A 22,760-nucleotide genomic window follows, 5' to 3' on the forward strand; every position below is an offset into this window, starting at 1 on the left:
ATAGAATTCCCGGAAGGCGTATTTCACCATGACCAATCCGATCGACGCGCTGCTTGCCGAAAAGGGCGTCCTGCTCGCCGATGGCGCCACCGGCACTAACCTGTTCGCCATGGGGCTGGAGGCCGGCGAGGCGCCCGAGCTCCTGAACGAGACAGCACCCGATACCATCACCAGCCTGCACCAGAACTTCGTCGATGCCGGCGCCGACATCATCCTGACCAACTCCTTCGGCGGCACCCGCCACCGGCTGAAGCTGCACCATGCCCAGGATCGCGTGCATACGCTGAACAAGCGCGCCGCCGAGATTGCCCGTGCTGTCGCCGATAGAGCCGGCCGCAAGGTCATCGTGGCGGGCTCGGTCGGCCCGACCGGCGAGTTGCTGGTGCCGCTCGGCGCCATGACCTATGACGAGGCGGTTGAGGCCTTTGCCGAACAGATCGAGGGCCTGAAGGCCGGCGGCGCCGAAGTCGCCTGGATCGAGACCATGTCGGCGCCGGACGAAATCCGTGCCGCCGCCGAAGCCGCGATCCGCGTCGGCCTGCCCTATACCTATACCGGTTCCTTCGACACCGCCGGCCGCACCATGATGGGGCTGTTGCCGAAGGACATTCACGGCGTTGCCGATGGACTGTCGCAGGCTCCGCTCGGTGTCGGCGCCAATTGCGGTGTCGGCGCCTCCGACATCCTCGCCTCACTGCTCGACATGAGCGAGGCGAAGCCAGAGGCGACGGTGATCGTCAAGGGCAATTGCGGCATTCCGGAATTCCGCGGCGCCGAGATCCATTATTCCGGCACGCCCGAACTGATGGCCGATTATGTCAGGCTGGCCGTCGACGCCGGCGCAAAGATCGTCGGTGGCTGCTGCGGCACCTCGTTCGCCCACCTGGCCGCCATGCGCAAGGCGCTCGACGCGCATACCAGATCGGATCGCCCGACTATCGAGAAAATCGTCGAGCGCATCGGCCCGATGCGCAACAAGCAGGCGACAGTCAATACAGCCGAGACCAGCGAGGCCCGCCGCGAGCGCCGGCGCAGCCGCGCCTGACGCTTTTCGGCCACTGGGCATTTTCGCAGCCGGCGCGGCGTCACGATCGATGCCGGAACGAAAATTTTGAAAAAAGGCCGGCAAGGTTTCCCTTGCCGGCCTGCCTCACCCGCCCGTGGGTCGGTTTCCCCTATCGGAACGATCCGATCTGAAAGAAACCGGCCGTTCGCCACTACCGATTGCCACCAAGCGCCGAGGCAAGGCGCACAAGCGAGAGGAACTCGGACCGATACCCGAACGGGTCGGCTCCCCGGGCGGCAGTGGCAATCTCCATGATCTTGTCGTAGCCAAACTTCGCGGTCGCATCCTCGTCGCGCAGTTTCTGGCCGAAGGCCGCGACGGCGACGGAGAAACGCTGGTCGGTGCTGGCCTGATCGAAACTCGACACCTCGTTGGCGGATGTCACCGGCGTGGTGATCAGCTTCGAGGCATCCTCATTCGGCAGCTTGTAGCGGATTTTCACGAAGGCATATTCGTCGGCGTTGGCGACGCCGCCATTGTTCACCGACGCCTGGCCGTAGCGCAGCGGGTCGATCTGCTCGCCGCCGCTACCCTTCGGCGTGATCTCGTAGATCGCGGTGACCGAATGGCCGGAGCCGATCTCGCCGGCATCGACGCGGTCGTTGTTGAAATCCTCGCGGTTCAAGGCACGGGTCTCGTAGCCGACCAGCCGGTATTCCGAAACCTTGTTCGGGTTGAACTCGACCTGGATCTTCACGTCCTTGGCGATGGTGAACAGCGTCGAGGACGCATCCTCGACCAGCACCTTCTCCGCCTCGGCCAAAGTGTCGATATAGGCGGCGGTGCCGTTGCCGTTCTGGGCAATGGTCTGCATCATCTGGTCGTTCAGATTGCCGCGGCCGAAGCCGAACACCGACAGGAACACCCCGCTCTTGCGCTCCTTTTCGATCAACCGCTTCAGATCGTCATCGTCGGTCTGGCCGACATTGAAGTCGCCGTCCGTGGCGAGCATCACCCTGTTGATCCCGTCGTTGACGAAGGATTTCTGCGCCAGCCTGTAGGCTTCCTTGATCCCCGCCTCGCCGGCCGTGCTGCCGCCAGGCGTCAACGTGTCGATGGCATTGAGGATCTTGTCCTTCTCCGAAACCCTGGTGGGCTCGAGGACAGTGCCGGCGTCACCTGCATAAGTGACGATCGAGACCGTATCGTCCGGCTTCAGTCTGCTGACCAGTAGCCGGAAGGCGGATTGCAAGAGAGGCAGCTTGTCCTGCTCGTTCATCGAGCCCGACACGTCGATCAGGAACACCAGATTGGCCTTGGGCTGCTCGGCCGGCTTGACGTCAAAGCCCTTGATGGCGACATGCATCAGCCTGGTATGCTCGTTCCACGGCGTCGGCATGACGCTGACGGTCGAATTGAACGGCGTCGAGGCAGAGTCCGGTCCCTTCCAGTCATAGGGGAAGTAGTTGATCATCTCCTCGACGCGGACCGTGTCGGCCTGCGGCACAATACCTTCCTTCAGCGAACGCCGCACGAAGGAATAGGAGGCCGTGTCGACGTCGATCGAGAAGGTCGAGACCGGGTCTTCGAGTGCAGCACGCACCGGATTGGTCTTGAAACCCTCCACGCGGTCGCGGTTTTGCTCCTGCGGCAGCATCTGGTCGGCCGGCATAGCCGGCCGCTGCATCATCAATTTGGACTCGGCTGTTGTGCCGCGCCGGGCGCTTGCACCTCCGTCCTGTGCGAACTCACCGCTCGGCGCGGGCTGAGGCGCATTGCGGGTCAGCGCATCCTGGTTTGCCAGGCCGCCAACGGCGGCCGATTCGGACCTCGGCGGCGATGCCGGCGCGACAAGCGCCTCGGCCGCGACGCGGCTTTCGCTGTCGGCGTCGGCTTTCTTCTGCTTGTCGGCCTCGGCTACGGAAAGCGGCCTTCCCGTTGCCGGCCGTTCAGCCGCTGGTTTGTCGGCCAGCGTTTCGGTTATCTTCTCGTCTCCACCGGAATGAAATGACTGCTCCTGCAGCATATAGATGGCGGCGTATCCGGCGATCGGCAGGGCGATGAGCCCGGCAATGGCCGGCGTGGCGAAGAGTTTCTTTTGCATGATTTCGCTCCAGAGCTTTTGTGCTCGCTCTGTGAGACGAAGCCCGTTCGTCGATCCTTGGGCGGCAGGTGAAGTTTTTTCGCCCATATCGTAGGCACGCGTGGCGGCCTCGTAGGCACGCAGGGCAGCCTCGAAGGCACGCGCCTTCGCGTCGGTACCCGGCGCTGGTGCTGCGATGTCGCGCAGCCTGTTGAGTTCGTTGTCGTCGACCATGATCACACTTCCCCGGCTGAACGCATGAGCGTCTTCAACCGTTTCTTCGCTTCATGGATGTGCCAGGAAACCGTCGTCTCCGAGATCGCCATCGCCTCGGCAGCGGCAGCGTGGTTCAGCCCTTCGCCATAGACGAGCAGCACCGCGTCGCGCTGCTTGTCCGGCAGCATCCGCACCGCCGCCCAAAGCGCCTCGACCGGATCCTCAGGCTCGGCCAGGGCCTCTCCCGAGATCAGTGCGTAAGCGCCGTAGGCTTCGGTCTTGAACGTCTCGCGGACGGTCTTGCGCATCGTGTCGCGCGCCGCGTTCAGCGTCATGGTGTAGAGCCAGGTCGTGAAGGCGCCGCTGCCATGATAGTCGCGGATCGCCCGGCCGAGCCGGACGCAGACTTCCTGGGCGATGTCCTCGGCGTCGGCCTTTTTCCCGCACCAGCGATAGGCGGCGCGATAGACGAAATCATAGTGCCTTTCGAGCAACTTGCCGAAAGCCCTTCTGTCTCCGCCCTTCGCTCGCCCGATCAACTCGGCGTCGGAGGCTTCGCTTTCGTCCAGCATCATCGCCATTTGCCTGTTGGACGAAGGCTAATGGCGATTCCTTGGGTGATGGAAAGAAATTTTTGTGAGGCGGTCAGTGAGGGACCACCGGCGCCCTACCCCAGCGTCTCTGCGAACAGCGTTGTCAGCCGCTTCCAATGACGCTCGGCGCCGGTCGCATTGAAGACGCTGTGGTCTGGCACGCACCAGCCATGCGCCATGTCGGCATAATTCTCGATGACATGGTCGACCTCAGCCGCGCGCAGCGCTTCGGCCAGCCGTGCCGCCTGTTCAGGCGGGAAACTTCTGTCCACGCCCGCAGTACCGACATAGACCCGCGCCTTGATCGACGCAGCCTTCCTGTGCGGGCTGTCGGCGACATCGCTCGCCAGATTGCCGCCATGGAAGCTGGCGGCGGCAACGATGCGATCGGGATAGGTCGCGGCGGCATTCAGTGCCCGCGCTCCACCCATGCAATAGCCGATTGTGCCCACCGGTCCGGTCAGGCCTTCGGCATCGAGCGCATCGAGGAAAGCGCCGCTGTCGCGGATGGTCATGTCCTGTGTCGTGCTGCTGAGGAGACCTGTAATGACAGCTTTGTGCTTCTCGTCGCTGAACGCGGTCTTGGCCTCGAAAGGGCCGTAGGGCGCGTTGCGGTAGAAAAGGTCCGGGACCAACACCGTATAATTGTCGGCTGCAAGCCTTTCCGCCATTTGGTCGAGCGCCAGCCGCGGTCCAAAAGCGTCCATGTAGAGGATGATAGCGGCCTTGGCCGGGGCTGCCGAGCGGAACAGACCGGCTTTTGCCACGCCGTCACCGGTTTTGATTTGAATAGCTTGCTTCGCCATCACCGCTCCATTGACTGTCGTGCGATACATATCCGCGCAAGCCGTCGGGGCAAGTCGCAATGAAGTAGCCTCATTCAAGATTTCGTGCGGCATTTGGCGACGCTACAGGCGCGCAAACGCCGCCATGTGGAAGGCCTGAACCTCGGCCGGATAGCGATAGGCCGTGCCATAGGGACAGGCGTTGCGGTCGAGACAGCCGCCGGTGCGGCAAGGCGCGCCGTTTTGCCCGCGCACATGCGCCAGACAGGCTCCATGCGCGAAACCGTCCGCAGAATACGCGTCGACCGGACAGGATTTCAGGCAAGATTTGTCAACACATGCATCGCAAAGGTGAATCACGTCGCGAGCTTCCCCGAGCGCAATCTCGTCCTCGAACAGCAGCGCGCCGCGATAGGCGTGCCAGAGCCCGTATTGCGGATGCATGAGAATGCCGAGCGGCGACGGTTTTAGTCCCTCCGCCCGCATCGCCCATTGCTGGAACGGCAGATACGGTCTGTCGGAAGGCGAGACCGCGCGTGCCCCGAATTTCTCCGCCACCGCGCCGATCACTTCGCGCGACCATGTGTCGAGCGGATTGTCGATGGGCTGCGATTGGCTTTCCTTCCAGCGCAGGAAATGCGGCCAAGGCGCAGCACCTGCCTGCCCCACCAGCACGATGGATTTGGCGGGAGCGCCGGAGAGACCGAACGGCGTCTCCTCACCACCTGCGAAATTGAAGCCGCCGCGCAGGATGAGACCGTAGGGGGAAAGCGCTGCCGCCATATCTTCGATCATGCTGCGCGCAACAATCACCCTTTCCTGTCCGGTTCGGAGAAGGCGCTCCGCCAGACTTCCTTATGGATGATGTTGGCGACTTTAGCCCCGCCTGACTCGGGCTCCTTTCAAGTGAAGGCGTCGGCCATCGATGCCTTCTTCCTGGCGATGAAGTCCTTCAGCCCATCGTCGATACCCTGATCGAGATGCGGCGCCTCGTAGCTTTCCAGCCAGCGGCGGGCGAGTTCGTTGGCGCGCTGCGGCGCGGTCTTTTCGCCCTCGGCCAGCCATTGCTCGTAGGAATTGTTGTCGGCGATGTTGGAACGGTAGAAGGCGGTCTGGAAATTGGCCTGGGTGTGGTCACAGCCGAGATAGTGGCTGCCCGGGCCGACCTGGCGGATGGCATCCATCGCCTGGCCGTTTTCCGACAGGTCGACGCCTTCGGAGAATTTCTGCATCATGCCGAGCTGGTCGATGTCCATCATGAACTTTTCGTAGCAGGAGGCGAGCCCGCCTTCGAGCCAGCCAGCCGAGTGCAGCACGAAATTGGTGCCGGCAAGGATCGTCGAGTTCAGCGTGTTGGCGCTCTCATACGCCGCCTGCGCGTCCGGTATCTTCGAAGCACAGAGCGAGCCGCCGGTGCGGAACGGCAGGCCAAGCCGGCGGGCGAGCTGCGCCGCGCCATAAGAGACCAGCGACGGTTCAGGCGTGCCGAAGGTCGGCGCGCCCGACTGCATCGAGATCGACGAGGCGAAGGTGCCGAACAGCACCGGTGCGCCGGGACGGATCAGTTGCGTGAACGACGCGCCGGCCAGCACTTCGGCCAGAACCTGCGTCAGCGTGCCGGCGACCGTCACCGGGCTCATCGCGCCTGCAAGGATGAACGGCGTGACGATGCAGGCCTGGTTGTGGCGCGAATAGACTTTCAGCGCCCCCAGCATGGTCTCGTCGAACACCATCGGCGAATTGGCGTTGATCAGGCTGGTCAGCACCGTGTTGTTCTCGACGAAATCGTCGCCGAACACGATCTTGGCCATCGCCACCGTGTCTTCGGCGCGCTCCGGCGCGGTGACCGAGCCCATGAACGGCTTATCCGAGTATTTGATGTGGCTGTAGACCATGTCGAGATGGCGCTTGTTGACTGGCACGTCAACCGGCTCGCACACCGTGCCACCAGAATGGTGGATCGACGGCGCCATATAGGCGAGCTTCACGAAATTCTGGAAATCCTCGATCGTCGCATAGCGCCTGACGCCGTCGAGGTCGCGCACGAAGGGCGGTCCGTAGACCGGCGCAAAGACCGTGGCGTTGCCGCCGATCTGCACCGAGCGCTCGGCGTTGCGGGCGTGCTGTGTATAGAGGGACGGCGCTGTCTTCAGCAACGAGCGGCAGAGGCCCTTCGGGAAATGCACGCGCTCGCCCTTGACGTCGGCGCCTGCCTCTTTCCAAAGCTGTAGCGCCTCGGCGTCGTCGCGGAAGATGATGCCGATCTCCTCGAGCACCGTGTCGGTGTTCTTCTCGATCAGCGCCAGCCCTTCCTCGTCCAGCACCTCGTAGACATTGATCTTGCGCTTGATGTAGGTGAGCTGGGTGCCGGGACCGCCACCCGAGCGCGCTGCCCGCCGGGCAGCGGCGCCACCGCTGGCGGCACGTCCACGCCGCGCGTTTGACGCTTCCTGGTCGACCGGCGCGTTTTCACTCATGATCGTTCTTCCCTGACTTTTGTTCTGGCCTGAATTCTGTTCTGGCCAGAAATCCGTTTGCGCCCGCATATCGCGGCTTCTGGCCGGATCGTAGTCATGCACCCTATTCGAAACGGCCCGCCAGCGCCAACGCCTGTCGCAAAATCGACAAGAATTCCAATAGATTTGCGGTCGCTTTCCTTTTGCGGGAAGTCGCAAATCAGCTATGGATGCATGCCCGTAGCGGGTTAGATATCGACGTGATATTTGAGGCCCCGCAACTGTATCCGTGCGGCAAGGAGCTGGATTAAAAATGGCCGACGACGAGATCATCCTTTCCGAGCTGTCCGACGACGAACTCGTGCAGCAGATGCACGACGACCTTTATGACGGGCTGAAGGAAGAGATCGAGGAAGGCACCAACATCCTCCTCGAGCGCGGCTGGGCACCCTACAAGGTCCTGACGGAGGCGCTGGTCGAAGGCATGCGCATCGTCGGCGAGGATTTCCGCGACGGCATCCTGTTCGTGCCGGAAGTGCTGCTATCCGCCAACGCGATGAAGGCGGGCATGTTCATCCTGCGTCCGCTGCTCGTCGCCACTGGCGCGCCGAAGCAGGGCAAGATGGTGATCGGCACCGTCAAGGGCGACATCCACGACATCGGCAAGAACCTCGTCGGCATGATGATGGAAGGTGCCGGCTTCGACGTCATCGACCTCGGCATCAACAATGCGGTCGAGAAGTATCTCGATGCCATCGAGCAGCACAAGCCTGACATCGTCGGCATGTCGGCGCTGCTGACGACGACCATGCCCTACATGAAGGTCGTCATCGACACGATGAAGGAAAAGGGCATCCGCGACGACTATGTCGTGCTGGTCGGCGGCGCGCCGCTCAACGAAGAATTCGGCAAGGCCGTCGGCGCCGACGCCTATTGTCGCGACGCGGCGGTGGCGGTCGAGACCGCGAAGGACTTCATGAAGCGCAAGCACAACGTCCGCGCTTCGGCCTGAACCAAGCAAGGCGTTTATCAAAAAGCCGCGCCTTGCAGCGCGGCTTTTTTATTCCCAGATGCTGAGGAGATTGTGGGATCAGGGATTCTCGACCGTGTCCTCAACTGCGTTTGCGGTCGATTTGACGTCCTTGCCGACGCCACGGATCGTGTTGGCGCAGGCCGAAAGAGTCAGGGCGCAAGCAAGAATGGCGATGGGGCCAAGGCGCAACAGTTTCATGGACGGTGTCTCCCTCGTTCGATAGACTCGAAAATCAATAGCAACGAACCGTTTTATGAGCGCCGTGCGAAAACTACAACCCGATCAAGGCGACAGGCTGCTCGTCATCGCCTGCGGGATGATTGCGCGCGAAGTTCTGGCCGTCAAGGAGCAACTGGCGCTCGGCCATCTCGACCTGACCTGCCTGCCGGCGGAGTTCCATTTCTACCCGGATCGCATCGCGCCGGCCATGGACAAGGCGATCGAGAAGGCCAAGGCGGACGGCTACAGAAACATCTTCGTCGGCTACGCCGATTGCGGCACCGGCGGCCTGCTCGACCGCGTCTGCGAGAAGCACGGCGTCGAGCGCATGGCCGGGCCGCACTGCTTTGCTTTCTACCAGGGCATGGACGCCTATGCGAAAATCGCCGACGACGACATGATGTCGTTCTACATGACCGACTTCCTGTGCCGGCAGTTCGACGCCTTCTTCATGAAGCCGCTTGGCCTCGACAAGCACCCGGAGCTGATCAAGGACTATTTCGGCAATTACGAGAAGCTGGTCTACATCGCCCAGACCGACGATCCGGAACTCGACAAGGTCGCCGAGAAAGCCGCCAAAATGCTTGGCCTCGTCTATGAGCGCCGCTCGACCGGTTATGGCGATCTGACGACGGAACTGGCGCAAGCCGCGACCATCCGCTGACGATCAGGGAGGCGCCTCTTCGGCCGCGATCGCCGTGAGCACATCGGCAAAGCTCGTCCTGCAGACGAAGCCAAGCCTGTCCCTCGCCCGCGAGGCGTCGTAGACGCGGTCAATCGAGGAAAACATCGTCCAGCCCTTCCGCGCATAGAGCGCCGGAAACTCCGGAAAATAGCGCGCAACGACGGACGGCGCGTCGGCGATCAATGCCGCGCAATCATCGGGCCGGAACGGCGTTGGCGCCGAGACGATGAATATGTCGAAGCCCAGTTGTGGCGCCTTGTCCAGCGCCGCGATATGGGCCTCGGCGGCATCTTCCACGGTCAGCCGGCGAAACAGCAGCTCATTGGCCTTGGTGTTGGCATCCGACTGCTCGATGGCGTGCGCCGTGTCGTCTGCCTCGGGAAAGAACCGGGCGGTGCGCAGCACGACCACAGGCAGGCGGTGCTCGATGTGGTACAGACGGCAAAGATGTTCGGCCGAAAGCTTGGTGACGCCGTAGATGTTGCGCGGCTCGGGCGACATCTCTTCCGTCAGCCAGGCGGCCTTGCGCGCGCCCCCGGTGAAGCCGGCACGTATGGCTTTCGAGATCATCAGCGAGGTCGTCGACGTAAAGACGAAGCGCTTGATACCTGATGCCACCGCCGCGTCGAGCAGATTGAGCGTGCCGCGCACATTCGCCTCGATGAAATCCTCGTTGCGGTTGTGTTCGATATCAGGCTTGTGCAGCGCGCCGCTGTGGACGATCGCCTCGATGCGGTTTTCCCTGACCATCCGCATGACCAGATCACGATCGGCGACCGAGCCGATCATCTGCGTTTCCGCCGACGGGACGGGATCGAGGCCGACGACGTCATGGCCAAAAGCCCGCAGCCGCGGCGCGAGCGCGCTGCCCAACCAGCCTGATGATCCCGTAAGCAATATCCGCATCGGTGAAGCCAGGATTTTTAACCTGGCCACTGTTAAGCATGGATGACAGGTCGCCGCGAGCAGGTAAGTTATGAGCCAAACGGGAAAACAGGCTGTTCCAGCCATCGACCGGGAAACGCACCGATGATCGCTCGCCTCATGATTGCCGCAGGCATTGCCTGCTTCGCCCTGCCCGCGCTCGCCGACGGCGAGGTGCAGAAGCTCATTACGCCCGCCGACAAGGCACGGCTCGACAAGTATGACGAGACGCGCAAGACAGCCCTTGATGAAGCCAAGGCTGGCGACGCTGCCGAGGTCAAGCAGCTCGACGCCTTGCTGGCAAAGCCGCTGGTCTCCTTTTCCGACACGGACCTGACCGGGAGCTGGCAGTGCCGTACCATCAAGGTTGGCGGACTGAGCCCGCTCGTCATCTATAGCTGGTTCAAGTGCAAGGTGAGCGACGATGGTTCGGGCTGGATGCTGGAAAAGATCACCGGCTCGCAACGCACCAAGGGCCGTTTCTTTGATGACGGCGAAAAGCGCTCGATCTATCTCGGCTCCTTCTCCGTCAACAACGATCCGGCAAAACCCTATGGCAGCGGCCCACAGGGCGACCAGGTCGGCTACGCCTTTCGCAACAGTGCCGACGAATGGCGCATCGAATTCCCCGCGCCCTACTACGAATCGAAACTCGACATCCTCGAGCTCAAGCGCTGAGCCCGCAGCCCTGACACCCAAACCGATCACCAAGGATTAACCCGGGCGGTCTAGCATCCGGCGCGCTGAGAGCAGGTCTTTTCGGGGCGGGCACAAACGATGGAACCGTTGAACTCAAATCCGCGGCCGATAGTCGTCGTCACTGAAGGCGGGCCGCATATCTGGGCCATCGTGAACGCCATCACTGACCGGCTGGGACCTGTCAGCGTCATCCTCGAAACCCCTGAATCCAAAAAGCAATTGCTGATCGGGCGTGCGCGCCGCCAAGGCTGGTTACAGGCCGCCGGGCAGCTTGGCACGATGGTGCTGACGCGGCTTGGCAAGCGGTTTTTCGCCGGGCACGCGGCGCGCATGATCGCTGAACAGAAGCTGCAGACGGAACCGAAGCCCGGACAAGCGATCATCCACGTTCCCTCGGCCAATGCGCCGGAGTGTTTGCAGGCGATCGAGGAAATCCAGCCCGGCGTCGTGCTGCTCGCCGGCTGCCGCCTGCTGTCGAGGCAGACGCTGGCGAAAATCCCTTGCCCGGTCCTCAATTACCATGCCGGCATCGCTCCTAAATATCGCGGCATGAACGGCGGCTACTGGGCGCTGGCCTCGGGCGATGCGCAGAATTTTGGCACCACGGTGCATCTGGTCGACGCCGGCGTCGACACTGGCGGCGTGCTGCTGCAGGCACGCGGCAAGCCCGAGGCAGGCGACACGATTTCAAGCTACGCGCTGCGGCAGGCGGCGTTCTCGCGCGACATCTGCGTCGAGGCGGTCAGGGAAGCACTGGCCGGCAAGCTTGTCACATCAGATCCCGGCCTGCCTTCGAAACAATGGTACCATCCGACGATCTGGTTCTATCTCTGGACCGGCATGACAAAGCGGGTTTGGTAGCCACGCCATTCCCAAGATTTTCGGCTTTCCCTCTGCGACCTCCCATTGCGTCGCTTTTGAATGCGCGCGCGTCGTCCCATAACAAGCAGCCCAACAGCGCTTCCGGCAATGCTCGAACCACTGCATCGGCCCCGAAGACCGGAATCGATCTCCGGAAGGCACCATGCAGTTGAGTGAAAGTGGTAGAGCGTCCCTTGTGCGTCCAAACTGGACGTACGGCGCCCTACAGGAGTGAGAATTCATGGCCGATCTGATCGTCGTCTACTGGCGCGACATCCCCGCCCAGGTCATCGTCAAGAAGGGCCGGCAGAACGCCAAGCGCGAACTGCCGCTGCGCTTCACCGAGGCGATCGACATGTGCGCGATGCGCACCGGCGCCGGTGGCACCGACGACTATCTGGCCGAATGGCGCAAGGCCGACCCCGTACCGGTCAGCGACGACCTTGAAAGCGAGGCCGAAAAAGCCCTTCAGGACCTCGACGCGAAATACGACCGCGAGCGGCTGGTCGCTCTGGTAAAGGCAGGCGGGAAAGAAGATGCCTGAAACGACCCCGGCGATTACCCAGGCCACGCTGGTCAAGAAGGCAGCGCCGAAATCCGACTACAAGCCAGCCGACGTGTCGCCACAGCGGCGCGTGCAGCGCTCGTTTGCGGTCAGGCTATGGTCCGTACGGCATTCGCGACTGCTCGAATGGTTCTACGCTAGGTTCGCCGACATGTTCCTGGCTTTTCACCCGCTGTGGAAGGGCATCGGCTACAGCCGCGTCGAAGGCCCGGTCAAATTCGTCGAAAAACGCGTCAAGGGTTTTATGTTCGACTGCCGCATGTGCGGCCAGTGCATCCTTTCCTCCACCGGTATGTCGTGCCCGATGAACTGCCCCAAGCAATTGCGCAATGGCCCCTGCGGCGGTGTGCGCGCCAACGGCAATTGCGAGGTCGAGCCTGATATGCCCTGCGTCTGGGTCAAGGCCTGGGAAGGCTCGCGCAACATGGTGCATGGCGACAGGATCCTCGACGTGCAGAAACCGGTCGACCAGTCGCTGCGCGAGACTTCGGCCTGGCTGCGGGTGACTGCGCAGGCTGCGGCCGCGCGCGAAGCGGCCCGCAACGCCGCGAACCCTGGGGCCCCGGTATGAACGGCCGCCAGCGCGACGAGAACCCGGCCGGCATCCATCTGCCGCTCGATCCCCTGCCCGGCCACACCTCGCGCGGACGCTTGGAGCGCGTCCTGAGGCGCGGCGAGTTCGCGGTAACGACCGAGCTCAACCCGCCCGACAGTGCCGATCCCGAAGACGTCTACAACCGCGCCAAGATCTTCGACGGCTGGGTCGACGCCATCAACGCCGTCGACGCGTCGGGCGCCAACTGCCACATGTCCTCGGTCGGCATCTGTGCGCTGCTGACCCGCATGGGCTATGCCCCGATCATGCAGATCGCCTGCCGCGACAGGAACCGCATCGCCATCCAGGGCGACGTGCTGGGTGGAGCGGCGATGGGCGTCGCCAATATGCTTTGCCTGACCGGCGACGGCGTGCAGGCCGGCGACCAACCCGGCGCCAAGCCGGTGTTCGACCTCGACTGCATGTCGCTCCTAGAAACCTGCCGCATCATGCGCGACAACGGCAAGTTCCTGTCCGGCCGCAAGCTGACGACGCCGCCGCAGCTTTTCCTGGGCGCGGCGATCAATCCTTTCGCGCCGCCAATCGATTTCCGCCCGCATCGGCTAGGCAAGAAGATCGCTGCCGGCGCGCAGTTCGTGCAGAGCCAGTACTGCTTCGACGTGCCGATGTTCCGCGCCTACATGCAGAAGGTCCGCGATCTCGGCTTCACGGAAAAATGCTTCATCCTGTGCGGCGTCGGGCCGCTAGCCTCGGCCAAAACAGCCAAATGGATCCGCTCCAACGTGCCGGGCATCCATATCCCCGACCAAGTCGTCAAGCGGCTGGAAGGCGCCCAGGACCAGAAGAAGGAAGGCAAGCAGCTCTGCATCGACATCATCAACGAGGTGAAGGAAATTCCCGGCGTCTCCGGCGTCCATGTGATGGCCTACCGCCAGGAGGAATATGTCGCCGAGATCGTCGATGAATCGGGCGTGCTGAAGGGCCGGCAGCCGTGGAAGCGGGAAATCCGCCGCGATGACCAGCTGGTTGCCGATCGGCTCGACCACATACTGCACGACGAGATTACCGAAACCCAGGTGGACATGGTCAAGACCGCGCATTGACGGCGGGCACCGTCCGCTTGAACGAAATCAGATAACGATATAAAGAAATCTTTATATCACGACGGAGAGAGGTTTTCATGACCCGCACCATCGTCGCCTCGGCGACACGAGAGATCATTATCGGATTCGATCAGCCCTTCTGCGTGATCGGCGAGCGCATCAACCCGACCGGCCGCAAGAAGCTGGCCGCGGAGATGGTGGCGGGCAATTTCGAGACTGTCATCAAGGACGCGCTGGAACAGGCCGCCTGCGGCGCGACGATGCTCGACGTCAATGCCGGTGTCACCGCCGTCGATCCCAACGCAACCGAACCGGCACTGCTGGTGCAGACGCTGGAGATCGTGCAGGGCCTGGTCGACCTGCCGTTGTCGATCGACAGTTCGGTGACCGCCGCGATCGAGGCGGCGCTCAAGGTCGCCAAGGGCCGGCCGCTGGTGAATTCCGTTACCGGCGAGGAAGAAAAGCTTGAGGCCATCCTGCCGCTGATCAAGAAATACAACGTTCCGGTGGTCGCCATTTCCAACGACGAGACCGGCATTTCGATGGATCCGGATGTGCGCTTTGCCGTCGCCAAGAAGATCGTCGAGCGCTGCGCCGATTTCGGCATTCCCGCGCATGACGTGGTCGTCGACCCGCTGGTCATGCCGATCGGCGCGCTGGGCGATGCCGGCCGCCAGGTGTTCGCGCTGCTGCGTCGCCTGCGCGAGGAGCTCAAGGTCAACACCACCTGCGGCCTCTCCAACATCTCCTTCGGCCTGCCACATCGCCACGGCATCAACGCCGCCTTCATCCCGATGGTGATCGGCGCCGGCATGACCTCGGCGATCATGAACCCGGTGCGTCCGCAGGAGATGGAAGCGGTGCGCGGCGCCAATGTGCTGAATGGCACCGACGAGAACTGCACCAACTGGATCAGGACCTACAAGGACTACAAGCCGGCCGAAGGCGGCCAGGCGGTAGCGGCCCCGACGGCGGTCAACGCGCCCGGCGAAGGCGGCAATGGCGGCCGCCGGCGCGGCGGCCGTGAAGCCCGGATGGCCCGGGGTTGAGCCACGGCTTGGCCGACACGATATGGTGCTTAGAACTGTTGGGAGGAACGGGTTCGAACCGCGGCACCGGTGTCGCGGCCCAGGTTTCAAGGTTCGCGCAACTTAGAAAGTAAAGTCTGGAACGGATGAACTCTCCTGCCAACATCACCGATCCGCTCGTGCTGTTCATGCCGTCCGGCAAGCGCGGGCGGTTTCCGGTCGGCACGCCGGTGCTCGATGCCGCGCGCCAGCTCGGCGTCTATGTCGAGAGCGTGTGCGGCGGACGCGCTACCTGCGGGCGCTGCCAGATCGAGGTGCAGGAAGGCAATTTCGCCAAGCACAAGATCGTTTCCTCCAACGACCACATCTCGCCCAAGGGCGCCAAGGAAGAGCGCTACGAACGCGTGCGCGGCCTGCCCGAACGGCGCCGCCTGTCCTGCTCGGCGCAGATCCTCGGCGACCTCGTTGTCGACGTGCCGCAGGACACCGTCATCAACGCGCAGACCATCCGCAAGGACGCCGACACCAGGGTCATCGCCCGCGATTCGGCAATCCACATGTGCTATGTCGAGATCGAAGAGCCCGACATGCACAATCCTTCAGGCGATCTCGATCGCCTGAAGATCGCGCTGATGAAGGACTGGGGGCTCAAGAGCCTCGATTTCGATTTCCATCTGTTGCCGCAGGTGCAAGGCATCTTGCGCAAGGGCAACTGGACCGCGACCGCCGCGATCCACAAGGATGCCGAAAGCGAGACCGCGCGGGTCATCTCTTTGTGGCCCGGTCTCAAGAACGAGGCCTACGGGCTTGCCTGCGATATCGGCTCGACCACCATCGCCATGCATCTGGTGTCGCTGCTGTCGGGCCGCGTCGCCGCCTCGTCGGGCACATCAAACCCACAGATTCGCTTCGGCGAGGATCTGATGAGCCGTGTTTCCTATGTGATGATGAACCCGGACGGCCGCGAAGGCATGACGGTCGCGGTGCGCGAGGCGATCTCCGGCCTCGTCGACAAGGTCTGTGCGGAAGGCAACGTTCAGCGCAACGACATCCTGGATTCGGTCTTCGTCGGCAACCCGATCATGCACCATCTGTTCCTCGGCATCGACCCGACCGAACTCGGCGGCGCGCCCTTCGCGCTGGCCGTCTCGGGTGCTGTGCACATCAAGGCGTCGGATATCGGTCTGAAGCTCAACCAGGGCGCCAGGCTCTACATGCTGCCTTGCATCGCCGGCCATGTTGGCGCCGACGCGGCCGCGGTGACGCTCTCGGAAGGTCCGCACCGCCAGGACGAGATGATGCTGATCGTCGATGTCGGCACCAATGCCGAGATCGTGCTCGGCAATCGCCAGCGGGTCGTGGCGGCCTCATCGCCCACCGGCCCGGCCTTCGAGGGTGCGGAAATCTCCGGTGGCCAGCGCGCCGCACCCGGCGCCATAGAGCGCGTCCGCATCGATCCCGACACGCTGGAGCCGAAATACCGGGTCATCGGCTCGGAGCTGTGGTCCGACGAGCCTGGCTTCCTCGACAGCGTGCAGACGACCGGCGTCACCGGCATCTGCGGCTCCGGCATCATCGAGGTGGTCGCCGAGATGTATCTGGCCGGCATCATCTCCGAGGACGGCGTTATCGATGGCGCGCTCTCCGCCCGCTCGCCGCGCGTCACCGCTCATGGCCGAACCTTCTCTTATGTGCTGAAGGAAGGCGAGCCCAGGATCACCATCACCCAGACCGACGTGCGCGCCATCCAGCTCGCCAAGGCCGCCCTTTATGCCGGCACCAAGCTGTTGATGGAAAAGCAGCACACCGACCACGTCGACCGCATCCATTTCGCCGGCGCCTTCGGCTCCTTCATCGATCCGAAATACGCCATGGTGCTGGGACTGATCCCCGACTGCGATCTCGACAAGGTTTCAGCCGTCGGCAACGCCGCCGGCGCCGGCGCACGCATGGCGCTGCTCAATCGCGGCTATCGCCGCGAGATCGAGGAGACGGTGAGCCGGATCGAGAAGATCGAGACCGCGCTGGAGCCAAAATTCCAGGAGCACTTCGTCTACGCCATGGCGCTGCCGAACAAGATCGACCCGTTCCCAAAACTGTCCGCGGCGGTGAAACTGCCGCCGCGCAAGACGGTCAGCGAAGACGGCATTGCCGGCGACGCCGCCCCGCGGCGACGTTCGCGCGAAGGCCACGCCGCCCGGCGCGGCCGGGGGTAACATCCCGCTGGCGGAAGCGGCCCTTCACCCCTAATTTCATTTGTATGCATATGTTTCCAGATCGACCGATCTGGAAACGAAGACGCTGTTTTCGTGAAATCCACCAGATACATGCAGGGAGCATTTAATCGGCATCGAACGGCAGGCAGGAAATAGCTTTCAGCCGCCGCAACACTCCAAGGGAGATGAAGATGTCGATGTTCGAAAGCCTCGGTCGCTTTGGTACGGCCATCAAGCATGCACACGACAGGAACAGGTCCGTCCGGGCCTTGAACAGCCTGCCGCCCGAAATCCAGAAGGATATCGGCTGGCCGTCGTCGCCGCGCAACGACCCACAGGCCACCTTGTCGGCCCTGCTTTTGGGCTCGGCGCGCTGATGACCTTCGCCGACAAATGCAAGCTGCTGGCCAGGCGCCGAAGCCGTCATACGGCTTCGGCGGCAAGCGACCGTCGGCTGCGCGCCGCCCTGTTGCCTCGGCGCTGAGCGCCGCAGGCGGCGACCAGTGCGGTGGAGCCGCAATCACACCACCGTGTTGACACCGCGCAAATCTTGACATTCTGGGTGGAGGTACAATCTTCGGTATTGGGGGTTCTCTTAGTCAGCTCAGCCGAAGTCCGTGTGTCCGCATGCCCAGTCTCAAAAGCCACGTCGTGTCCTTCGTGCTCAGGCACAGCCGCAAGAAGGCGTTTTCGAGCCCGGAAAACCTGCAGCGCTGGATCGCCTATGCGCGCAAGACGGAGGACCACCGGCCGCCCGCCTCGCTACGATCGCGTTTCGACGTCACGACACGCAGCGTTGACGGCTTTCCCGTCTACGAAATCGCGCCAAAGGCCGGCGAGCGAAGGCGGATTCTCTACCTGCATGGCGGCGCCTATGTCTTTCAAATCACGTCCTATCACTGGGGACTGATCGCCGATATGGCCGACCGGCTGGGCTTCGGCATCACAGTGCCGATCTATCCCATCGCTCCCGAACACGATTTCCACGCCATGTTCGGCATGGTCGGCAAGGTCTACCGTCAGATACTCGATGAAGCGGTAGCGCAAGACATCGTCTTCATGGGCGATTCCGCCGGCGGCAACATGGCCGTGGTGCTGACCATGATGGCCGCGGAAGATGCGCTGCCCTTGCCGTCGCGCCATGTGCTGATTTCGCCCGGCCTCGACGTATCGCTCGCCAATCCCGAAGTGTTCGAGGCGGAACGCAACGACCCTTGGCTGGGCATCCCGGGCGGGCTGGAGGCTGTCCGGCTATACAGCGCCGGCATAGATTCCAGCGACTGGCGTATCAGCCCGCTTTATGGCGATTTGTCCGTATTGCCGAAAACGCTGTTGCTGACCGGTTCGCGCGATATGCTCAGCCCCGACAACCTGATTTTCGCGCAAAAGGCCCGCGCCGCCGGCGTCGAAATTGAGGTCGTCTACGAGCAAGGCATGTTCCATGTCTGGCCGTTGATCGACATGCCAGAGGCGCGGCGCGCGCGCGACAGCATCGTGGCGTTTTTGGGCAGCGAAACCGAGATATATCAAGCCAAAGTCGGCGAACTCTCGCTGCAGAAGCCAGATCGCGGCGTCACCGCTCATGGCCTGGCTGCGCCGTTGAGGTCCTGAATCAGAACTTCCCGGTTTCCCTGAACACCTCGAAGGTCGCGCGGATATGGTCGGCGACTGCCTTGACCGGCGCGCTGGCGTCCGGCGCCACGACCATGGCGAGGTTGTAGGTGCCGATATCGGGCATGCCGTCCTTCGGGCAAAGCTCCACCATGTCGTTGCCGAGGAAGGATTTCGGCAGTGGCGCCACCGCAAGGTCGGACATAATGGCGGCGCGCTGGCCGGCCGTATGCGCGCTCATATAGGCGATGCGGTAGTTACGGCCCTCGCGGCCGAGCGCCTCGAGCGCCCCTGCCCGCCAGGCACAACCCTCTTCCCACAAGGAAACAGGCAACGGTTCGCGCAGATGCGCGCAGCCGCCCTTGGCGCCGGCCCAGACGATCGGTTCGGTGAGCAGCACTTCGGCGCCGAGCGCGCTGGTCTTGTAGGAGTTGGTGAGCAGCGTGATGTCGAGCGCCCGGTCGTCCATGCGCCGGCGCAGATTGCTGCTCTGGTCGATGGTGACGTCGACCGCGATCGAAGGATGCGACTGCGCAAAACGCTTCAGCACATGCGGCAACACGCGCTCGCCATAGTCATCAGGCGAGCCGAGCCGCACCACCCCGACAATGTCGGGGATGATGAACTTGGACACCACCTCGCGGTTGATCGACAACAGGCGGCGGGCGTAGCCGAGCAGCATCTCGCCATCCGTGGTCAGCGTCACCGAGCGTGCGTCGCGCGCGAACACGGAGCGGCCGAGAATGTCCTCCAGCTTCTTGATCTGCATGGAGACGGCCGACGGCGTGCGGAAGACGGCATTGGCCGCAGTGGTGAAACTGCCGGTCTCGGCGATCGCCACGAACGTACGCAAGACGTCGAGATCGAGCAGCGGCAATGGATGATTGAGTGGGGCGTTCATCGGGATCGACCTTCAATTTTTCTGATACAAACGATCATTCCATTTCGTTTGATTGAACATCACTTTGGGAGGATAGTCAACTCCATCGAAGGCAGACGTATCGAAAGCGGGCCTTGAACGACCGCGACACGAATCTGCAATCGGCACGAAATGAAGCTGAAACAAACCTGAAATAGCGCTTCGCATGCGGAGCGACCGGTGAACTCCCGGTCCAAAGTAAAGGAGAATGAAATGTCCATCCTGTCATCCATCGGCCGCATAGCGACCGAAATCAGCGCGGCTCGCGCCCGCTACCAGACCGAACGCGCCATCCGCTCCCTGCCGATCGAACTGCAGAAGGATATCGGCTGGCCTGAAGCCGCCGACACCAAGACCGGCACTCGCTACGGCATCGGATCCTGGGCTGGTGGAGCAAAATAAATCGTGTGTATCCAAAGCTGAAGGCCTGCCGCGCAGACGCTGCCCGGCAGGCCTTTTCATTTTGTAGTCGACGACTTTCCGAGCCATGCTGCCGCTGCATGGCGCATATGAACGGGCTGCATAGCAGCCGACATTTCGAACTAACGCCTTGTAAATAATCGTAAACCTTGGGCAGAGTGCCCAAATTTATCGCATTCCGTGTCGCTTTTCATGTCAAGTGCTTCGCTTTTGCGATTTAGTTTCCCCTCACGTAAGCCTATATCAGCGTCAGCCAACGAGCTGCCCCACTCCATCAAGCGAAGGCGACCCGTCTGAGCAACTGAATGGAGATGATCATGAAGCTCTTTGCCCGCCTTTTCCCTCGCCGTGAAATGAACCTGACGACCGCACTCGAGCGCCAGCGCCTTGCCAACACCATGCCGGGCCAGACCGGCGCCATGGCCGCCGCGCGCCTCGGCTTCGTCGCCTGATCTGACAGGCTCGCAAGCGGCGCTCCTTGCTGCTTCGAAGTCGATCATAGCCGCTTCGGCCTTGCCGAAGCGGCTATGTGTCGTCCGTCGGCCACATCCGGCACGTTTGCTCAATCCGGCAGCATGTCGAGCCCGTAACCGCATAGCGATTGCCCATTTGCGACCCGTGTCGCAAATAAAGTCTTTCCGTTGCCGCCTAGCCAATTGACAGGAAAGGTTTTTCCTGATGTCAGCTATGCTGATCGCGACATCCTGTTCGCGCCATTGCAGCGTGAGGGTTTTCCTGTGAACGTCGTAAATCATCCGATCAAGCGATCGTTTGTATTCTTCCTGGTCCCCGATTTCACCATGATCGCCTTTGCAACGGCGCTCGATCCGTTGCGCTCGGCCAACCGGATGCTCGGCTACGAGGCCTATCGCTGGCGGCTCGCCAGCATCGACGGCAAGCCGGTGCGCGCCTCGAACGGCGTCGAATGCGCAGTCAACACCTCGCTGGAGGACGAACGCAAGAAGATGTCCGGCCCCGAGCGGCCGAACATGGCGGTCGTCTGCAGCGGCATCAATGTCGAGCGCTACCAGAACAGATCGGCCTTCGCCTGGCTGCGCGAGGAATACAATCGCGGCGTCGCCGTCGGCGGCCTGTGCACTGGCGCACATATACTGGCCGCCGCCGGTCTGTTGTCCAACAAGCGCTGCGCCATTCATTGGGAGAACCTGCCGGGCTTTTCCGAGGCGTTCCCGAAGGCCAATGTCTTCGCCGACCTCTTCGAGATCGACCAGAACATCTACACCTGCGCCGGCGGCACTGCGGCGCTCGACATGATGCTGAAGCTGATCGGCGACGATTTCGACGAGAGCCTCGTCAACCGGGTGTGTGAGCAGGTGCTGACCGACCGCGTGCGCAGCCCGACCGATCGGCAGCGCCTGCCGCTGCGTGCGCGCCTTGGCGTGCAGAACTCCAAGGTGCTGACCATCATCGAATTGATGGAAGCAAACCTTTCCGAGCCGCTATCCCTGATCGAGATCGCCGATCACGTCGACCTGTCGCGCCGCCAGATCGAGCGCCTGTTCCGCACCGAGATGGGACGATCCCCTGCCCGCTACTATCTGGAAATCCGGCTCGACCGGGCCCGGCACCTGCTGATCCAATCAGCGATGCCGGTGGTCGAAGTGGCGGTCGCTTGCGGGTTCGTCTCCGCCTCGCACTTCTCCAAATGCTACCGCGAACTCTATGCACGCTCGCCGCAGCAGGAGCGCGTCGACCGTAAGCAGTTGCTGGTCGCGTAAAGGCAACATCTCGGATAATCCGATCTCAGATAAGAAGATAGAGCGGCGGTACGCTTCGACTTGAAGGCTCGCCGCTCTAGCGGCTGTCGTACATCCAGCTTCGGTCGCGCCACATTTTCTCACCGACCTGGCAGTCGGTGACCGGCTTGTCTTGCGCCAGCACCACCGGCGGATGCGCAGCTTCGTCCGCCGCCCATTGCGGCGAGGCAGGCCCGGCAAGCTCAAGCATCAGCTTGCGGCGGATCGCTTCGGGAAACTGTGTCCAATCATTGACCGGGATCATGAACGCGCCAGGTCCACCGATGACGCAGTCGGTGTAGTAGCGGTCGAGATAATTGACGTCGTAAACGCTGGTGAAGCCGCTTCGGGTCATCAGCGGCAGGCCATTGATGGTGATGCCTTGTTTGACCAGTCTGTCACGGGTGATGTCGACGGGAGCGCCTTGATTGTTGGGACCATCGCCTGAAATGTCGATGACGCGCTTCACGCCTTGAAAGCCGCTTTCGGCAAAGAGATCGCTGGCGAATTCCAGGGCACCGGAAATCGAGGTGCGCCGGGCGCTGCTGGGCGCATGGGCGGAGAGCTGTTCGACCACGCGCTCGGCGTCGCCACGACTGGCGACTACCGTCCACGGCACGATGACATGCTGCCAGGTCGTGCCGGCCCATTCGACGTAGGTGACGGCGATCTTGCCATAGGCGCCGTCGGCGATGGCCTGCAGCACCGTGTCATGCGTCAGCGCCGCCACATAGCCTTGACGCTGGATTTCGAGTTCGGCCGGCGACATCGAAAGCGAAACGTCGACCGCCAGCACCAGTTCGATATCGACCGGCTCGGCGGCGAGGGATTCCGGCGCCAACACAAGCATCGGCACCAGCGCGGCGGCGCCTGAGAGGAGATGTCTTGCGCGGGAAAAAGCAGACATGCCGCAAGGTAAGCGAGAATTGTCGTTCCACAAAGCGAAAAGCCCGGCGCCGGGCCGGGCCGTTGCGTCACATTTTTGCGAGTCCGCCCCGTTGTGGGAGGATCGTCAAACAATCAAC

Annotated in this window: 24 protein-coding genes; 15 read left to right on the forward strand and 9 right to left on the reverse strand. The window is 62.5% G+C overall.

Annotation, left to right across the window (positions count from 1 at the left end; genetic code table 11):
- The first annotated feature begins 28 nt into the window (after window positions 1-28).
- Complete coding sequence (gene bmt, locus E5X88_RS01340) at window positions 29-1,045, forward strand: betaine--homocysteine S-methyltransferase (RefSeq protein WP_292157413.1); 1,017 nt, start codon at window positions 29-31, stop codon at window positions 1,043-1,045.
- A gap of 172 nt (window positions 1,046-1,217) precedes the next feature.
- On the opposite strand, the gene E5X88_RS01345 is transcribed toward bmt, so the two are convergent.
- The 5 genes from E5X88_RS01345 to E5X88_RS01365 form a co-directional block, all read right to left on the reverse strand.
- On the reverse strand, window positions 1,218-3,323 hold the full coding sequence (locus E5X88_RS01345) for a VWA domain-containing protein (RefSeq protein WP_292157415.1): 2,106 nt from the start codon (window positions 3,321-3,323) through the stop codon (window positions 1,218-1,220).
- Between the two features lie 2 nt (window positions 3,324-3,325).
- Entirely contained in the window at window positions 3,326-3,886 is a 561-nt protein-coding gene (locus E5X88_RS01350; protein ID WP_292157416.1) for an RNA polymerase sigma factor, read from the reverse strand.
- 86 nt (window positions 3,887-3,972) lie between these two features.
- Complete coding sequence (locus E5X88_RS01355; RefSeq protein WP_292157418.1) at window positions 3,973-4,704, reverse strand: dienelactone hydrolase family protein; 732 nt, start codon at window positions 4,702-4,704, stop codon at window positions 3,973-3,975.
- 102 nt (window positions 4,705-4,806) lie between these two features.
- Complete coding sequence (locus tag E5X88_RS01360; RefSeq protein WP_292157420.1) at window positions 4,807-5,478, reverse strand: hypothetical protein; 672 nt, start codon at window positions 5,476-5,478, stop codon at window positions 4,807-4,809.
- A gap of 107 nt (window positions 5,479-5,585) precedes the next feature.
- Window positions 5,586-7,160: a trimethylamine methyltransferase family protein gene (locus E5X88_RS01365; RefSeq protein WP_292157422.1), complete on the reverse strand. Its 1,575-nt coding sequence runs from the start codon at window positions 7,158-7,160 to the stop codon at window positions 5,586-5,588.
- A 292-nt stretch (window positions 7,161-7,452) separates the two neighbouring features.
- Between E5X88_RS01365 and E5X88_RS01370 the strand changes: the two genes are divergently transcribed.
- Complete coding sequence (locus tag E5X88_RS01370; protein ID WP_292157424.1) at window positions 7,453-8,151, forward strand: B12-binding domain-containing protein; 699 nt, start codon at window positions 7,453-7,455, stop codon at window positions 8,149-8,151.
- A 78-nt stretch (window positions 8,152-8,229) separates the two neighbouring features.
- Here the strand turns inward: E5X88_RS01370 and E5X88_RS01375 are convergent, their stop codons facing one another.
- Window positions 8,230-8,370, reverse strand: a complete 141-nt coding sequence (locus tag E5X88_RS01375; protein ID WP_292157426.1) for an EncA/B family entericidin — start codon at window positions 8,368-8,370, stop codon at window positions 8,230-8,232.
- 55 nt (window positions 8,371-8,425) lie between these two features.
- On the opposite strand from E5X88_RS01375, the gene E5X88_RS01380 reads away from it, so the two are divergent.
- Complete coding sequence (locus E5X88_RS01380; RefSeq protein ID WP_292157428.1) at window positions 8,426-9,055, forward strand: DUF1638 domain-containing protein; 630 nt, start codon at window positions 8,426-8,428, stop codon at window positions 9,053-9,055.
- Window positions 9,056-9,058: 3 nt separating this feature from the next.
- Here the strand turns inward: E5X88_RS01380 and E5X88_RS01385 are convergent, their stop codons facing one another.
- Window positions 9,059-9,982, reverse strand: coding sequence for an NAD(P)-dependent oxidoreductase (locus E5X88_RS01385; RefSeq protein WP_292157430.1), 924 nt, complete (start codon window positions 9,980-9,982; stop codon window positions 9,059-9,061).
- A gap of 123 nt (window positions 9,983-10,105) precedes the next feature.
- Here E5X88_RS01385 and E5X88_RS01390 point away from each other — a divergent pair, with 123 nt between their 5' ends.
- From E5X88_RS01390 to E5X88_RS01430, 9 genes are all read left to right on the forward strand, one after another.
- Window positions 10,106-10,678: a DUF4893 domain-containing protein gene (locus tag E5X88_RS01390; protein WP_292157432.1), complete on the forward strand. Its 573-nt coding sequence runs from the start codon at window positions 10,106-10,108 to the stop codon at window positions 10,676-10,678.
- A 99-nt stretch (window positions 10,679-10,777) separates the two neighbouring features.
- Entirely contained in the window at window positions 10,778-11,560 is a 783-nt protein-coding gene (locus E5X88_RS01395; RefSeq protein WP_292157434.1) for a formyl transferase, read from the forward strand.
- 241 nt (window positions 11,561-11,801) lie between these two features.
- Window positions 11,802-12,104, forward strand: coding sequence for a virulence factor (locus E5X88_RS01400; protein WP_292157436.1), 303 nt, complete (start codon window positions 11,802-11,804; stop codon window positions 12,102-12,104).
- Window positions 12,097-12,696: a methylenetetrahydrofolate reductase C-terminal domain-containing protein gene (locus E5X88_RS01405; RefSeq protein WP_292157438.1), complete on the forward strand. Its 600-nt coding sequence runs from the start codon at window positions 12,097-12,099 to the stop codon at window positions 12,694-12,696. Before E5X88_RS01400 ends, E5X88_RS01405 begins: the two co-directional genes overlap by 8 nt.
- Complete coding sequence (locus E5X88_RS01410) at window positions 12,693-13,784, forward strand: methylenetetrahydrofolate reductase (protein ID WP_292157439.1); 1,092 nt, start codon at window positions 12,693-12,695, stop codon at window positions 13,782-13,784. Before E5X88_RS01405 ends, E5X88_RS01410 begins: the two co-directional genes overlap by 4 nt.
- A gap of 77 nt (window positions 13,785-13,861) precedes the next feature.
- A complete protein-coding gene (locus E5X88_RS01415) occupies window positions 13,862-14,833 on the forward strand; it encodes a methyltetrahydrofolate cobalamin methyltransferase (RefSeq protein WP_140639040.1) in 972 nt (323 codons plus the stop codon).
- Window positions 14,834-14,958: 125 nt separating this feature from the next.
- Window positions 14,959-17,028: an ASKHA domain-containing protein gene (locus E5X88_RS01420; RefSeq protein WP_292157443.1), complete on the forward strand. Its 2,070-nt coding sequence runs from the start codon at window positions 14,959-14,961 to the stop codon at window positions 17,026-17,028.
- A 191-nt stretch (window positions 17,029-17,219) separates the two neighbouring features.
- Window positions 17,220-17,405, forward strand: coding sequence for a hypothetical protein (locus tag E5X88_RS01425; protein ID WP_292157446.1), 186 nt, complete (start codon window positions 17,220-17,222; stop codon window positions 17,403-17,405).
- 250 nt (window positions 17,406-17,655) lie between these two features.
- Entirely contained in the window at window positions 17,656-18,639 is a 984-nt protein-coding gene (locus tag E5X88_RS01430) for an alpha/beta hydrolase (RefSeq protein WP_292157448.1), read from the forward strand.
- Between the two features lies 1 nt (window position 18,640).
- Here E5X88_RS01430 and E5X88_RS01435 read toward each other — a convergent pair whose 3' ends face one another.
- Window positions 18,641-19,540 (reverse strand): LysR substrate-binding domain-containing protein, encoded by a 900-nt coding sequence (locus tag E5X88_RS01435; protein WP_097576400.1) that lies wholly within the window; start codon window positions 19,538-19,540, stop codon window positions 18,641-18,643.
- 231 nt (window positions 19,541-19,771) lie between these two features.
- On the opposite strand from E5X88_RS01435, the gene E5X88_RS01440 reads away from it, so the two are divergent.
- The 3 genes from E5X88_RS01440 to E5X88_RS01450 all read left to right on the forward strand — a co-directional run bounded on the left by E5X88_RS01440 (window position 19,772) and on the right by E5X88_RS01450 (window position 21,717).
- A complete protein-coding gene (locus E5X88_RS01440; RefSeq protein ID WP_292157451.1) occupies window positions 19,772-19,960 on the forward strand; it encodes a hypothetical protein in 189 nt (62 codons plus the stop codon).
- A gap of 335 nt (window positions 19,961-20,295) precedes the next feature.
- On the forward strand, window positions 20,296-20,430 hold the full coding sequence (locus E5X88_RS01445; protein WP_127853696.1) for a hypothetical protein: 135 nt from the start codon (window positions 20,296-20,298) through the stop codon (window positions 20,428-20,430).
- A gap of 285 nt (window positions 20,431-20,715) precedes the next feature.
- A complete protein-coding gene (locus E5X88_RS01450) occupies window positions 20,716-21,717 on the forward strand; it encodes a GlxA family transcriptional regulator (RefSeq protein ID WP_292157457.1) in 1,002 nt (333 codons plus the stop codon).
- A gap of 76 nt (window positions 21,718-21,793) precedes the next feature.
- On the opposite strand, the gene E5X88_RS01455 is transcribed toward E5X88_RS01450, so the two are convergent.
- The gene (locus E5X88_RS01455) at window positions 21,794-22,642 is read right to left on the reverse strand and encodes a DUF1194 domain-containing protein (RefSeq protein WP_292157459.1); all 849 of its coding nucleotides are present in this window, start codon (window positions 22,640-22,642) and stop codon (window positions 21,794-21,796) included.
- Window positions 22,643-22,760 lie beyond the last annotated feature (118 nt).

This window comes from Mesorhizobium sp. (assembly GCF_004962245.1).
Lineage (GTDB): Bacteria > Pseudomonadota > Alphaproteobacteria > Rhizobiales > Rhizobiaceae > Mesorhizobium.